Here is a 12,705-nt window from a genome sequence, read left to right as displayed (position 1 = left end):
ATGCTGCCGGTTGCTCGCGCTGTCCGCTCGGGGGAGATCAGAGAACGACGGCGGCGGCGTGCCGAGAGAGCCGGCGTTCCGGCTACATCCCCATATCGGCGGCGGCGTCCGGCACCGGGAGGTCTGGGACGGCGGCGCCGAGCAGCTCGGCCGCGTGGTCGAGCGCCATGTCGAACCCGTAGTAGCGCTCCAGTTCGTCGCCGTCCGGGCCGGTCCGGACCTTCAACATCGCGTATCCGTCGGCGTTCTGCGCGACGGTCGCCTCCCGACCGTCCCGCGAGAAGGTGAGCCGTCGCTCGCCGTCGGTCTCCTCGTACCGCGCCTCGATGCCGTTCGCCGACGCGGCCTCCGTGTCGGTCATACAGGCGTTACGGGCCGGTCCCTGTCGAACCTGTCGGTCGCCGAGACCGGGCGATCGGTCGCGAGCCGTCCGGTGCCGTGGCCCCGGTGCCGGGCGGCCTGCGGCCGCGGAGCTAGCGCGGGTCCCACCCGTTGAACTCGCTCCCCGACTCCAGTTCGGGGTCGAACGCGTCGATGACGCCGCCGAGCGTGTCGTACCCTCGGCGACCGCGGCGATGTCGACGATCGCTTCGTCGTCGGTCCCGACCCCGCGGGCGATGGTACCGCGTTGGTGCTACTCGTACCGGTTGCCGATCTCGCTCGATACCGCCAAGATGACCAGTTCACGCTCCCGTTCGGTGAGCCGGCTGTCGGTCCACAGCGACTCGGGGAACGACCAGAGGCCGGCGAGCACCGCGGGGTTGTTGCCGAGCGACCGGCACACGTGAAGCGGTTCCCCTGAAGCGACGACCCCGAGAGCTCCCCGTACTCGTCCGGCACGTCAGACGCCTCTGCGTAGGGAACGCGGGCCATGGCGAAGGGCTCGCACCCGCGAGGCATAGGTGTACGCCACTCGGTACCGTTCGCCGCGACCGGTTCGGGCCGGTCCGCAGGGATCCGCGATAGCAAGCTTAAGGGACGCCACGCGCCAATCGGCGGCAATGAGTACCGAGGTGACCCGTCGGCGCGCGTGGGTTATCGCCGCTCGGCCGCAGACGCTCCCTGCCGCGGCCGCGCCGGTGATCGTCGGCGTCGGGCTCGCGCTCGCCGACGGGGTGTTCGCCCCGCTGCCCGCGCTCGCGGCGCTCGTCGGCGCGGCGCTGATCCAGGTCGGCACGAACTTCGCGAACGACTACTACGACGCGATCCAAGGGGCGGACACCGACGACCGCGAGGGGTTCACGCGCGTCGTCGCCAGCGGCCTCATCGAGCCCGCCGAGGTGAAGCGGGCGATGTGGCTCACCTTCGCGGCCGCGATCCTCGTGGGGACCTACCTCGTCGCCGTCGGCGGCGTCCCCATCCTCGTGATCGGGCTCGCCTCCGTGGCGGCCGGGATCGCCTACACCGGCGGGCCGTACCCCCTCGGCTACCACGGGCTCGGCGACCTCTTCGTGTTCGTCTTCTTCGGCGTGATCGCGGTGACGGGGACCTACTACGTTCAGGCCGCCGCGCTGCTCGCAGGGTGGTTCCCGGCGGGGCCCCCGAAGGGCACCGTCGCGCTCGCGGCGGTGGTCGCGAGCCTCCCGATCGCCGCGCTGTCGACAAACATCCTCGTCGTCAACAACCTCCGCGACCGCGAGGAGGACGCCTCGACGGGCAAGCGCACCCTCGCCGTCCGGTTCGGCTACCGGTTCGCTCGCGCCGAGTACCTCGCGCTGCTCGCCGTCGCGTACCTCGTCCCCGTCTGGTTCGCCGCGCGCGGCGACGGGCTCGCGACGCTGCTCCCGCTCGTCACTCTCCCGCTCGCGGCGACCGTCGCGCGGACGGTGCTCACCGAGACCTCGGGCGAGGCGCTCAACCCCGCGTTAGAGTCGACCGGCAAACTGCTCGCGGCGTACGCCGTCGCGTTCGCCGTCGGGTTGGCGGTGTGACCGACGACGACCCTCGCGGCGAGGCCTCGGTCACGGTCGTGCGCCACCGCCCATTCGCGCTCGACCTGACCCGACCGCTCGGAACCGCACGCGGCGAGATCCGTCGCCGGGAAGGGTTCGTGATCACGGCTAGACGCGGCGGCGACGAGTCAGGCGCGGTCGGCCTCGGCGAGGCGACTCCGCTCCCAGGGTGGACGGAGTCGCGCGACGCCTGCGCGGCGGCGCTCGGCGACCTCGAAGCCGGGAACATGTCCGAACCGGTCCCGGGAGTGCCGGACGCGGAATCGACGCCAGCCGCGCGACACGGCGTCTCGCTCGCGCTCGCCGACGCCGCAGCTCGCGACGCGGGACGGCCGCTCGCGGAGCAACTCGCCGTCGAGGCCGGCGTGACCGCGACGCCCGCTGACGCCGTCCCGGTCAACGCGACCGTCGGGGACGGCGGGCCGGCGGAGACCGCCGCCGAGGCGACGCGTGCGGTCGAGGAGGGGTTCGACTGCCTGAAGCTGAAGGTCGGCGCCCGCGACGTCGACGCCGACGTCGAGCGCCTCCGCGCGGTCCGCGACGCGGTCGGCGACCGGGTCGCGCTCCGGGCCGACGCGAACGGAGCGTGGGACCGGGAGACGGCGCGTCACGCGCTCGGCGCGCTGGCGGCGTTCGACCTCGCGTACGTCGAGCAGCCGCTCCCGGCGGACGACCTCGGCGGGCTGGCGGAACTTCGCCGCGACGGTGGCGGCGAGCGGGTCCCGATCGCCGCCGACGAGTCGGTCGCGGTCCACGGGGTCGACGCCGTCCTCGAAGCGGACGCCGCCGACGCGGTCGTCCTCAAGCCGATGGCGCTCGGCGGCCCCGACCGCGCGCTGGCGGCCGCGCTACGGGCGCGGTCGGCCGGCGTCGACCCGGTGGTCACCACCACGATCGACGCGGTCGTCGCGCGGACGGCCGCCGTCCACGTGGCGGCCGCGGTCCCCGAGGTGTCGCCCTGCGGGCTCGCGACCGGGACGCTGCTCGACGAGGACCTCGCCCCCGATCCCTCTCCGGTCGCAGAGGGCGCGGTCGCCGTGCCGTTGGGACCCGGACTCGCGGGCGCCGCGTTCGACGATCTCCGGCGGTCGTGAGCGCGCCCCGTCGGCGTCCGCACCCTGACGCGAGGGGGACGGACTTTTCACCGCGACCGGCGAACGGAGTCGCATGAGCGAGTGGACCGACGCCATCGTCGGCGAGCGGATGACCGTCGACAACCAGTTCAACGAGCGCGTCGCCGCGTCGCGCTTCTCCAGCCAGGAGTGGGGCCTGATCATGACGGCCACCGATCTGGAGATCGAGAACGCCGACGACCCCGACGCCGCCCGCGTCGTCGCGGACACGTCGAACCTCCCCGCGATCATGCCGGAACTGGAGAACCTCCGGTCGCAGATGGCGGGGATGGGCGGCGCTCCCGGCGGCGACTCCGGCGGGTCCGGCGGGGGCGTGGTCGACTCGATTAAGGGCGCACTCGGGCTCGGCGGCGGGGGCGGATCCGGCGGTCCCTCGGACGAGGAGCTGGAGGCCGCCGAGCGGCTCGTTCAGGAGTACGCCGACGAGCTACAGGCGCACCTCGAAGAAGTCGGCAAGTGGGAACAGGTCCGCGTCGCGTACCAAGAGTAGCCGGCGGTCGCCGTCCGACCGGCGGGCGGACGCTCGCCCCGGCTCGTTACTCCACGTCGCTACCGCGGAACAGGGTGAGCTCCTCCGCCTCGTAGATGCTGATGAGCTCGCTGACGATCTCGTCGTACTCCTCGTCGTCGACCCGGAGCGCGTCCAGCCGCTCGACCGTCTCCTCGTCGAGGTGTATCTGGGGCATACGCGGCGGTTCGTCGTCCGGAGAATAAAAGATGTCGACGGAAACGAGGTCCCGAGAGTGCGGCCATTCACTCCTCTCTACCCGCTTCGCACGCGGCTTCGGTTGAGCTGACGTCTGACCGTCGGCTTCGGGCCATCGCTGCGATCTCATCCGCGGAGAGATCGTCGCTCCAGAGGACGAGTTCGTCCGAGAACTCGAGGACGGGTGACTTGTCGCTGTGGATATCGAGAATCCCCGAAGCGTCAGTGATCCCGGCTTTCACGCCCGTTCCGTTCAGGATCGATTTCCGGTCGCTGAAAACCCCGGTGAACCGGTACTCGCTCCCGATCAACACTTCGGTCGAGAGGAACGACCAACAGCCCACGCGATAGGTGTCGTTCGCCTGTGATCGGCAGGAATACAGCTGGGTCGTAAGTCCGCGGTCGACGGCGATCGCGGTCCCCGGGTCACCGACGTGTCGAGCGGTCACAGGTCCGTCGCGGAGACTCAGTCGAGTCGCCACTCTGAGCGGGGATCCGGCCGCGATCAAGCCGATCATGGTCCGGAGCCGCTCCGGGGACACGACGTCGCTGAGGTGAATCGCGCTCGACCCGCCGCGCTCGACGGCGTCGATGCCGGCGGCGGTGTCCCTCGTGCCTTCGAACACGGTCAGTTTCGGTGCCTCGGTCCTCCCGTCGAGAGGAATGGAACCGTCGGGTCCCACGGCGCCGGCGGTTACCGAAGCCCCGCAGAGTACGATGTCGAGTTCGGGGTCGGACAGCGTCTCGACGACCGCGTCGCGAGACGGCGAACCGATCACGTCCAACGACCCGATACCATCGAGTTCCGCAGGTTCGACCATCGACCCCCGAAGGGATCGGGCGCGTTCCTCGTCCTCGAAGAGGAACACGACCGAGAGGGTGCCGCGCTCTGGGATCTGTCTCCGAAGTCGGTTCTCGTACGCGTCGGGGGATATCACGGATGCGCCCGCAGGAATCGGGTCCGCGTCCGGAGACGGAACCCGACTCGAACGAGAGGGAGCCGTCTTTCCCGGTCCCGATGAGGTGTTCGAAGGGCCAAAGGCGGACAGATCCGCTGACGCCTGAGGCGATGTCGCAATCCCCACTGGCGCGTCCGACGCGGAGGAACCGGCGTCGCCCCGGACGCGGACCGGCGCGAGGACGTGAGCGAGGTGCGGCAGCAGTTCCGCGGACGCGGGAACCGGCCGGAGGACGGCCTCGGTCGGCCACGCCGGCAGATGAGGTTCGACCGTCTCGGGATCGACCTCTAGGTACTCCATCAGCCGCTCGCTCATGGATCGGTCGGCGAGGTTCGGAGGGTAAAACGGGAGATCGGGACCGACCGCGTCGTACTCGTACCGGTCCGACGGGACGTACCCCTCCGTCCGCGCGAGCGTGTCGAGGAAGAACCACGTTCGGAACAGTTCCGTGACCCGTTCCCCGAGGGCTTCCCCCTCCGTCGGGAGCCGTTCCTCGTACCCCGTGTCCAGTCGGATCGCCGGGGCGTCGCCCGTCACCATTCGAGCCCCGAGGTAGTACGACAGCGTCGAGAGGCGGTACACGTCGGCGTACGTCGGTCGGACGACGACCTCGACGCCCGTGTCGGGTACCGACAGCGGGCTCGGGACGTCGAGGGAGTCGCCGGGCTCGATCCGAGGCGGATAGCCGCGCAACGTCGGCCACGACCGCTCCGGGGTGAATTCTTTGACTGACGACCCGAGCAGCGACACGGCCTCGGTCAGCGCTGCCGGGTCGTCGGGGACGGTGATCGTCGCCTCGGGGCGCGTGTGGAACGAGCGCGCACCGACCGAGACGGTCCGGGGGCGGTCGAACGAGATAGTAACCGGGTCGGGACCTCCGCCACTGGTCGCCGAGACCTCAACGTCCGTCACGCGGATGAGTACCTTCGTCACCCCGTTCACTTCGATACAGTACGAGCCGCGTTCGAGCTCTATCGAATCGTTGTGTCTGGCGACGTGGTCACCGTTAACGTCCCGGAAGACGATCGACGCGTAGTCGAGTAGCACCAGCGATTCCGCTTCGAAGCTGACCGCGCGGTCCACCGGAGAGGGGAACAGCGCAGGCAGCGCCGGGCGGAGATCCGGCTCGCGGTCGACGCCGAGCCGCAGCTCCTCGCCCTCGATCACGTCTCGGACGGTGAGCGTCGTCCCGTCGACCTCGAACGCGATACGCCCCTCGGATGACCCGTCGTTCACTAGATTAGTCTGATTCGCCAACACGTATGAGGTTGTTGGTAATTATCTCGTTTCGGAGTTCTGAAGCGTGCTACCGTGGTTCTTGCTCGCTTTAGACCAGCCCTGACAACAATCTTAACATCGGCCGACTCGGACGAGCACGCATGGACGGGCCCGGATCGGAACCGATCGACCGCGCGCTCGCCGCGGCGTTTCCGGACCGCGAGGTCGACCGGCTGACCGGCGTCGGCCCCTCTTGGAACGGCGCCAACGAGACGGTCGGCGTCGCCTTCGCGGACGGCTCCTGGGCATTCCTCAAAGTCGCGCTCGCCGACGAGAGCCACCGGCTCACCCGGGAGCGCGCCGTGCTCCGATACGTCGGAGCGCACGGCCTCCTCCCGGTCCCCGAGGTGCTGGCGGCCGATCCGGACGGGGACCCGGCGTACCTCGCGACGGCGCCGGCCCCCGGCCGCGGGCTGCTGGAGGCCTACGAGGCCGCGAGCGACGACGAGCGCGAGCGACTGCTCCGCCGCGTCGGGGGCGCGCTCGCCGCGCTCCACGCCGACCGGTTCGCGAGCCACGGGGAGATCGTCGGCGCGGGGACGGAGCGCGGGAGCGCGGCGGAAGGAGCGGCGACCGCGGGACCCGACGCGCAGACCGGACTCGCGATCGAGTTCGCACCGTGGACGGACGTGCTGCTCGCGACGGTCGAGCGGACGCGCGAGATCGGCACCTCGGAGCGGCTCGCCGACCACTACGACGCCGTCGTCGACTGCGTGCGCGCGAACCGGGACCTGCTCGACGGCGCGCCGGCGGCGCTGCTCCACGGCGACATCACGAAGCCGAACCTCTTCGTGACGGCCGAAGGGGACGGGGCGGACGCTACCGACGGCCCGGGCGTCGCGGCGATCGACTGGGAGCTGTCCCACGTCGGCGACCCGGCTCGGGACCTGGTGCGCGCGGAGGACCAGCTGCTCAACGGGTTCGACTCGACCGGCTCGGAACGGTTCGCCGCGGCCCTCCGCGAGGGATACCGCGAGCGCGCCGGGGGGCTTCCCGAGGGGTTCGAACGGCGGCGCCCCGTCTACGAGGTCGTCAGAATGCTCGGACGCTCGGGATTCATCGATCAGTGGGTACCGTACCTCGACGAGCCCCTCGATGCCTTGGTCGATCGGGCGGACGCCGAGCTGCGGGCGCGGCTCGACGCGGTCTGATCGCGGTGTCAGCCGGCCGCCCCGTCAGCGGTTCCACGCCGCGTCGTCGGGGTCGATCTGACGTTCCCCCAGATCGAGCGCATCGATTTCATCGAGGTCCTCGTCGGGCAGGTCGACGTCGACTGCGCGCAGGTTCTCCCGCAGGTGGTCGCCTCGCCCCTTCGGGATCGGCACGATCCCGCGATCGAGCGCCCACGCGAGCGCGACGACCGCCGGCGAGAGGTCGTTTCGCTCGGCGATTTCGAGGATCGCCGGATCATCGAGGATCTCCCCGCGGCCGAGCGGGGAGTAGCCCACGAGCCGGTGGTCGAACTCGTCGGCGAGGGCGCGCAGTTCCGGCTGCCGGAACCGCGGGTGACACTCGACTTGGTGGGCCGCGATCGGCGCGTCGAGGATCTCGCGGGCCTCGCGCAGCAGATCGGGCGTGAAGTTCGAGACGCCGACGTGGTCGGTCACCCCCTCATCACGGAGTTCGTCGAACGCGGGCAGCGTGGTCTCCGCGTCGTACGCTCGGATCGGCCAGTGGACGTACAGGAGGTCGACGCGGTCGAGGCCGAGCCGATCCAGGCTCGCCCGCGCCGTCTCGCGGACGTCGTCGGGCGCGAGGTTCTCGGGGTGGACCTTCGTCGCGACGACCACGTCGTCGCGATCGACGTCGCTCGCGGCGATCCCCTCGCCGACCGCCGCCTCGTTGTCGTACATCTGCGCGGTGTCGACGTGACGGTAGCCGGCGTCCAGCGCCGCGGCGACGGTGTCGGTACAGGTCTCGGGGTCGTCGAGCCCGGACGTTCCGAGCCCGATCGACAGGTCGAGCGGTGGCACGCGTTCGCGTTCCGGCCGCCGGGTGAAAAAGGCGCGCGAGCCGGCACGTCACGATCCCGCAGTTCCGTGCGCGTCCCGTGCGCTTGTCGCGCCCCGCACCCTTAATCCGTCGCGACCGTAGGACGGGTCGATGGCGACCGGACCCGCGCTCCCCTCGACCCCGGATCCGCTCCCGCTGGGCGCGCTCTCCGACCCGATCCTCGTCGACCCCGGACCGCGACTGCTCCGCGCGGTCGTCGAGGCGTACCGGGAGGCCGCCCCGGTGCTCGTCGAGCCGAGCGTCGCGGAGCTTGCCGGTGAGGCGCACGGGGACGGCGGGGAGGGAGACCGCGACCCGTCCGGTCTCCCGCCGCTGAACGTGTTCGCAGGCGAGCCCGCGGTCGACGCCATGACCGCCGGGTTCCGGCCTGCGAGCCGGCTCGCGGCGCTCCTCGACGCCGACGCGATCGACCTCCGGGTCCTCGACACGCCGCAGCCGAACCCCGTGCTGGTGGGAGCGGAGACGGGGTTCGCGCTGATCGGAAGCGAACGCGACGGGGCGGGCGGGGAGACGAGCGAGGAGACGACCGGAGCGGTGAGTCGGTGGCACCGGATCGGCGACGACGCCACGCTCCGCGAGCGGTACGCGCCGCGGTTCGCGGCGGCCGAGCCGTACCGGCTCCGGACGCCGAGCCGACGGCGGGTGTACGAGGGGTTCGCGACGCGGTGTGACGAATCGGTCGCCGCGGCGGTGCTCCGCGCGCTCGATGCCGAGGTCGGCGCCGATTCGCGCGGAGCCGCGGGTCCAGACTCCGAGGAGACCCGCGTCCGCGCCTACGCGGTGGGCGCCCGCGAAGGCGCCCTCGACCGCACCCTCCGGCGGGCCTGCGAGGACGCGGGTCTCGGGAGCCCCTCGACGTTCACGCGGATAAAACGGCTCCTGCGGGAGGCCGAGCTGATCGAGACCGTCTCCGAGCCGCAACCGGTCGGGCGCCCGCGCGAGCGGCTCGCGGCGCGCGGCGCGCTCGCGGCGGCGGAGACGGCGGAAGAGACGGTCGCGGCGGTTCGCGGCGTAACAGGGTGAGAAGCGTTCGGACGCCCGTCACCGGGCGTCATTCCGGACGGATCAGTCGTCTTTCGTCTTGATGTCCGCCGAGAGGCCCTGCGCCATCTCGATCTCCTTCGAGTTGTTCAGGGTCCATGCGGTGCGGTCGGTGACGGCCTCGATCGCCTCCCGGGCGGAGGGGTAGCCGTTGCCGGACTTCTTCACGCCGCCGAAGGGGAGCTGGACCTCGGCGCCGATGCACGGGAGGTTGCCGTACGCCAGCCCCAGCTCGGCGCGGTCGCGGTAGTAGTTGATCTGTCGGTAGTCCTCGGAGATGATCGCGCCAGCCAGCCCGTAGTCGGTGTCGTTCTGGATCTCGACGGCCTCCTCGATGTCGCCGTCGTACTCCATGAGCGCGACGTGGGGTCCGAACACCTCCTCGTGAGTACACGTCAGGTCGGCGTGGGCGTCGGCCTCGTAGACGAACGGACCGACCCAGTAGCCGTCCTCGTGGCCGTCTGGGATCTCCTCGTCGTCGAGCTCGGTCCGGTCGACGAGCACGTTCACGCCCTCCTCGCGGGCCGCCTCGTTGTTTCGGGTGACCTTCTCGCGGTGTTCCTCCTCGATGAGCGGCCCCATGAAGGTGTCCTCGTCGAGGGGGTCACCGACCGCGACCGACTCCGCGACCTCGACGAACCGCTCCTTGAACTCGTCGTACACGTCCGTGTGGACGATCAGGCGCTCGGAGGAGACGCAGCGCTGACCGGTCGTCTTGAACGAGGACATCACCGCGGAGTGGACCGCGACGTCGAGGTCCGCCTCCTCGGTGACCACGATCCCGTTCTTGCCGCCCATCTCGCAGGCGGCGCGCTTGCCGGCGACGCCGCCGAGCTTCTCTTGGATGAGGTGGCCGACCTCGGCCGAACCGGTGAAGATGACGGTGTCGACGTCGTCGTTCTCGACGATCGCGTTGCCCGCGTCGCCGAACCCCTGTACCATGTTGAACACGCCGTCGGGGATGCCGGCGTCGTCGAACATCTCTGCGATGATCTGCGCGCACCACGGCGTCTGCTCGGCCGGCTTGAACACGACGGTGTTCCCCTCGACCAGCGCAATGGCCATGTGCCAGTAGGGGATCGCGACCGGGAAGTTCCACGGCGTGATACAGCCGGTGACGCCGCGCGGTTTCCGTCGCATGTACGCGTCCTTCGAGGGGATCTCCGAGGGGACGATGTCTCCCTTTGGATGCCGGGCGTCGCCAGCGGCCCACTCGACCATGTGCGCGGCCTCGACCACGTCCGCTTTCCCCTCGCTGATCTCTTTCCCGCACTCCTTGGTGACGATCTCCCCGAGCTCGTCGGTCCGGTCGCGGAGCTCGTGGTACACGTCCCAGAGGTACTCCGCGCGCTGGATCCGCGAGAGCTCGCGCCACTCCTCGAACGCCGCGTCCGCTGCGTCGGCCGCGCGGTCGACGTCCTCGGGGGTCCCCTGACGGAACTCTCCGAGCGTCTCTCCGGTCGCGGGGTTCTCGCTCTCGAAGGTCTCGGACCCGTCGCCGTCGACCCACTCGCCGTCGATGTAGTGCTGGTAGGGCTGCGCCATGTTCGAGACATCCGGTCGGCACGTCCAAATAACCCACCCTACCATGGTCGGTAAGGTCTTTGTGATGTAGTGCCAAACATGCGGTACCAATGGCGACAACCGAACCAGAAGGGGCGAGCGAGTGGGCCGGAACCCGGCTCACGCTCGACCTCTGGCATCCGAACTGCTGGGCGATCGAGGCGACGAAAAAGACCGGCGGCGGCGTCCTCGCACACGCGATCTACAACTCACCGATGGCCGAAAGCGACGCGCCGAACACGGTGAACGGCCTGTTCACGGCGTTCGGAGACACGAACGAGGAGGTCGAAGCGTTGCTCGACGCGATCCGCGAGTCCGACCGCGCGGGGAACCTCTTGGAGCTACAGGAGCGGTTCGGGCGCGCTCGGGACGCCCCGGGCAACGTCGTCCGCGAGTTCTTCCTGGAGTACGACCCGGGCGACATGGTGTGTCCGACGCTTTTGGAACACGGCTTCGTCCACAGCGCGCCGGTCCGGATCGAGGGCGGACGGGAGGAGTGGCAGGTGTGTTTCGTCGGCGAGCGCACCGAGATCCGGGAGTCGCTCGACGCGGTTCAGGAGGCGGCCGGCGCGGAGGTGACGGTGGAGTCGATGTCGTCGTCGGGTCACGCCGGGCGGACCCCCCGCGAGCAGCGGCTCGACACGCTGACCACGACACAGCGGAAGGTGTACGAACACGCCCGCGAAGCGGGCTACTACGAGTGGCCCCGAGAGGCGTCGACGCGCGAGCTCGCCGACGACATGGAGGTCTCGAAGACGACGCTGCTCGAACACCTGCGGAAGGCGGAGTCGAAGCTACTGGACCCGTGAACGGCAGTGTCGACTGCGGAGCGAGTGTTACAGCGCGTCGAGCGCGGTACGGTATTTAAATATCCGCGAGCGACAGCGCCGATTGGTTATGAATGAAGGCGGTGGCGCGCGCCTGCGAGCGGCCGCTATCGGCGGCCGCGAGTCAGCACGCGCGAGGGAGTCAGTCGCCGGAGCGAAGCGACGGCGACTGACGAGGTTGGGGAGGCGTGAGGCGCCGTGCGGTCGCGGTCGGGTAGGGACTCGAAGGGGCAGTCGCGAGGACGGCGCAGGTGACGTAAGGACCGCAAGGAGCGAGCGAAGCGAGCGACTGAGGACCGCAGCGAGCGTGCGCCGTCCTCGCGACTGGGGCCTTGGAACTGTTTGCCGCCGATCTGCTAGCGACCATTTATTACCGAGCGGCCGGGAATTTGGAGGCGTCCGTCGTCGGTCGTTCAATCGCTGATAAACGGCGGACGGAAAAATTACACGCCGATTGATAAATCGTAGCGCCCGATCGCCGGTCTTTGCCCCGGTTCGTTCAGTTCCCGACGATCGCGCGCAGCGCGAACAGGGCGTTCGACTTGCGCTCCCGGATCCGCCGGTAGAAGTAGGAGAACCACTTGGAGCCGTACGGGATGTACTGGTAGACTTTCACGTCGTCTTCGGCCGCGAGTTCGAACTGCGCCGACTCCCGGACGCCGGTCAGCATCTGGACCTCGTAGGGGGTCCCGTGGTCGGCGTACAGCTGCTTCGCGTAGTCGATCATCGCGGGGTCGTGGCTCCCGACGGCGACGCCGTCGTCGAACGCCTCGAACATGTATGCGAGGCAGTCGCGGTACGACTCGTCGACGCGCGCCTTCTTCTTGTAGGAGATCTCGGCCGGCTCGTCGTACGCGCCCTTGACGAGTCGGACCTTTCCCGGGAGGTCGGCGAGCCGTTCGAGGTCCTCGCGGGTCCGCTTCAAGTTCGCCTGCACGCAGACGCCGACGTTGCCGTCCGTCTCGACGGCGTGCCGTTCGAACGCGTCGAGCGTCACGTCGGTGGTCTCGTGGTCCTCCATGTCGATCCAGACGAAGGTGCCCGTCCCGTCCGGCCCGGTCGCGGACGGCGGGTTAGCCGCCTCGACGATGCGCGCCAGGTTCTCTTCGAAGACGTCGTCGGCGATGTCGAGGCCGATCTGGCTCGATTTGACCGAGACGCAGGCGTCGACGCCGCGCTCCGCGATCGCCTCGACGAGGTCGACGTACGCGTTGGCGTCGGCGTCGGCGGGGG

At 70.0% G+C, this 12,705-nt stretch carries 13 protein-coding genes; 6 read left to right on the top strand and 7 right to left on the bottom strand.

Annotated features, from left to right (window positions below):
- Positions 1–82: 82 nt before the first annotated feature.
- Both Z052_RS10805 and Z052_RS20980 read right to left on the bottom strand, forming a co-directional pair.
- Positions 83–361 carry a hypothetical protein gene (locus tag Z052_RS10805; RefSeq protein ID WP_086215681.1) on the bottom strand — a complete coding sequence of 93 codons (279 nt, stop codon included), beginning with the start codon at positions 359–361 and terminating at the stop codon, positions 83–85.
- A 273-nt stretch (positions 362–634) separates the two neighbouring features.
- On the bottom strand, positions 635–784 hold the full coding sequence (locus Z052_RS20980) for a carboxymuconolactone decarboxylase family protein (RefSeq protein ID WP_233125168.1): 150 nt from the start codon (positions 782–784) through the stop codon (positions 635–637).
- A gap of 217 nt (positions 785–1,001) precedes the next feature.
- Here Z052_RS20980 and Z052_RS10795 point away from each other — a divergent pair, with 217 nt between their 5' ends.
- The 3 genes from Z052_RS10795 (at position 1,002) to Z052_RS10785 (ending at position 3,575) form a co-directional block, all read left to right on the top strand.
- Positions 1,002–1,931, top strand: a complete 930-nt coding sequence (locus Z052_RS10795; RefSeq protein ID WP_094519541.1) for a 1,4-dihydroxy-2-naphthoate polyprenyltransferase — start codon at positions 1,002–1,004, stop codon at positions 1,929–1,931.
- Positions 1,928–3,046, top strand: coding sequence for an o-succinylbenzoate synthase (locus Z052_RS10790; protein WP_089307776.1), 1,119 nt, complete (start codon positions 1,928–1,930; stop codon positions 3,044–3,046). Before Z052_RS10795 ends, Z052_RS10790 begins: the two co-directional genes overlap by 4 nt.
- A gap of 73 nt (positions 3,047–3,119) precedes the next feature.
- Entirely contained in the window at positions 3,120–3,575 is a 456-nt protein-coding gene (locus tag Z052_RS10785) for a DUF5799 family protein (RefSeq protein ID WP_089307777.1), read from the top strand.
- 46 nt (positions 3,576–3,621) lie between these two features.
- Here Z052_RS10785 and Z052_RS20510 read toward each other — a convergent pair whose 3' ends face one another.
- Both Z052_RS20510 and Z052_RS10780 read right to left on the bottom strand, forming a co-directional pair.
- On the bottom strand, positions 3,622–3,771 hold the full coding sequence (locus Z052_RS20510; RefSeq protein WP_017342927.1) for a hypothetical protein: 150 nt from the start codon (positions 3,769–3,771) through the stop codon (positions 3,622–3,624).
- A 67-nt stretch (positions 3,772–3,838) separates the two neighbouring features.
- A complete protein-coding gene (locus tag Z052_RS10780) occupies positions 3,839–5,986 on the bottom strand; it encodes a hypothetical protein (protein ID WP_094519542.1) in 2,148 nt (715 codons plus the stop codon).
- A gap of 143 nt (positions 5,987–6,129) precedes the next feature.
- Between Z052_RS10780 and Z052_RS10775 the strand changes: the two genes are divergently transcribed.
- Positions 6,130–7,179, top strand: a complete 1,050-nt coding sequence (locus Z052_RS10775) for a phosphotransferase family protein (protein ID WP_089307779.1) — start codon at positions 6,130–6,132, stop codon at positions 7,177–7,179.
- Positions 7,180–7,203: 24 nt separating this feature from the next.
- On the opposite strand, the gene Z052_RS10770 is transcribed toward Z052_RS10775, so the two are convergent.
- Positions 7,204–8,001 carry an aldo/keto reductase gene (locus tag Z052_RS10770; RefSeq protein WP_094519543.1) on the bottom strand — a complete coding sequence of 266 codons (798 nt, stop codon included), beginning with the start codon at positions 7,999–8,001 and terminating at the stop codon, positions 7,204–7,206.
- Between the two features lie 130 nt (positions 8,002–8,131).
- Between Z052_RS10770 and Z052_RS10765 the strand changes: the two genes are divergently transcribed.
- Positions 8,132–9,064 carry a DUF5821 family protein gene (locus tag Z052_RS10765; RefSeq protein WP_089307781.1) on the top strand — a complete coding sequence of 311 codons (933 nt, stop codon included), beginning with the start codon at positions 8,132–8,134 and terminating at the stop codon, positions 9,062–9,064.
- 42 nt (positions 9,065–9,106) lie between these two features.
- Here the strand turns inward: Z052_RS10765 and Z052_RS10760 are convergent, their stop codons facing one another.
- Entirely contained in the window at positions 9,107–10,627 is a 1,521-nt protein-coding gene (locus Z052_RS10760; protein WP_094519544.1) for an aldehyde dehydrogenase family protein, read from the bottom strand.
- Between the two features lie 89 nt (positions 10,628–10,716).
- On the opposite strand from Z052_RS10760, the gene Z052_RS10755 reads away from it, so the two are divergent.
- Entirely contained in the window at positions 10,717–11,454 is a 738-nt protein-coding gene (locus Z052_RS10755; RefSeq protein WP_049929895.1) for a helix-turn-helix domain-containing protein, read from the top strand.
- A gap of 517 nt (positions 11,455–11,971) precedes the next feature.
- Here Z052_RS10755 and Z052_RS10750 read toward each other — a convergent pair.
- Positions 11,972–12,705 (bottom strand): proline dehydrogenase family protein (locus tag Z052_RS10750; protein ID WP_099289017.1); only part of this gene is annotated, 734 nt, incomplete at its 5' end.

The sequence above is a fragment of the Halorubrum sp. C191 genome, from assembly GCF_002727095.1.
GTDB classification, from domain to species: domain Archaea; phylum Halobacteriota; class Halobacteria; order Halobacteriales; family Haloferacaceae; genus Halorubrum; species Halorubrum ezzemoulense.
This window is presented reverse-complemented; position numbering and strand designations above follow the sequence as displayed.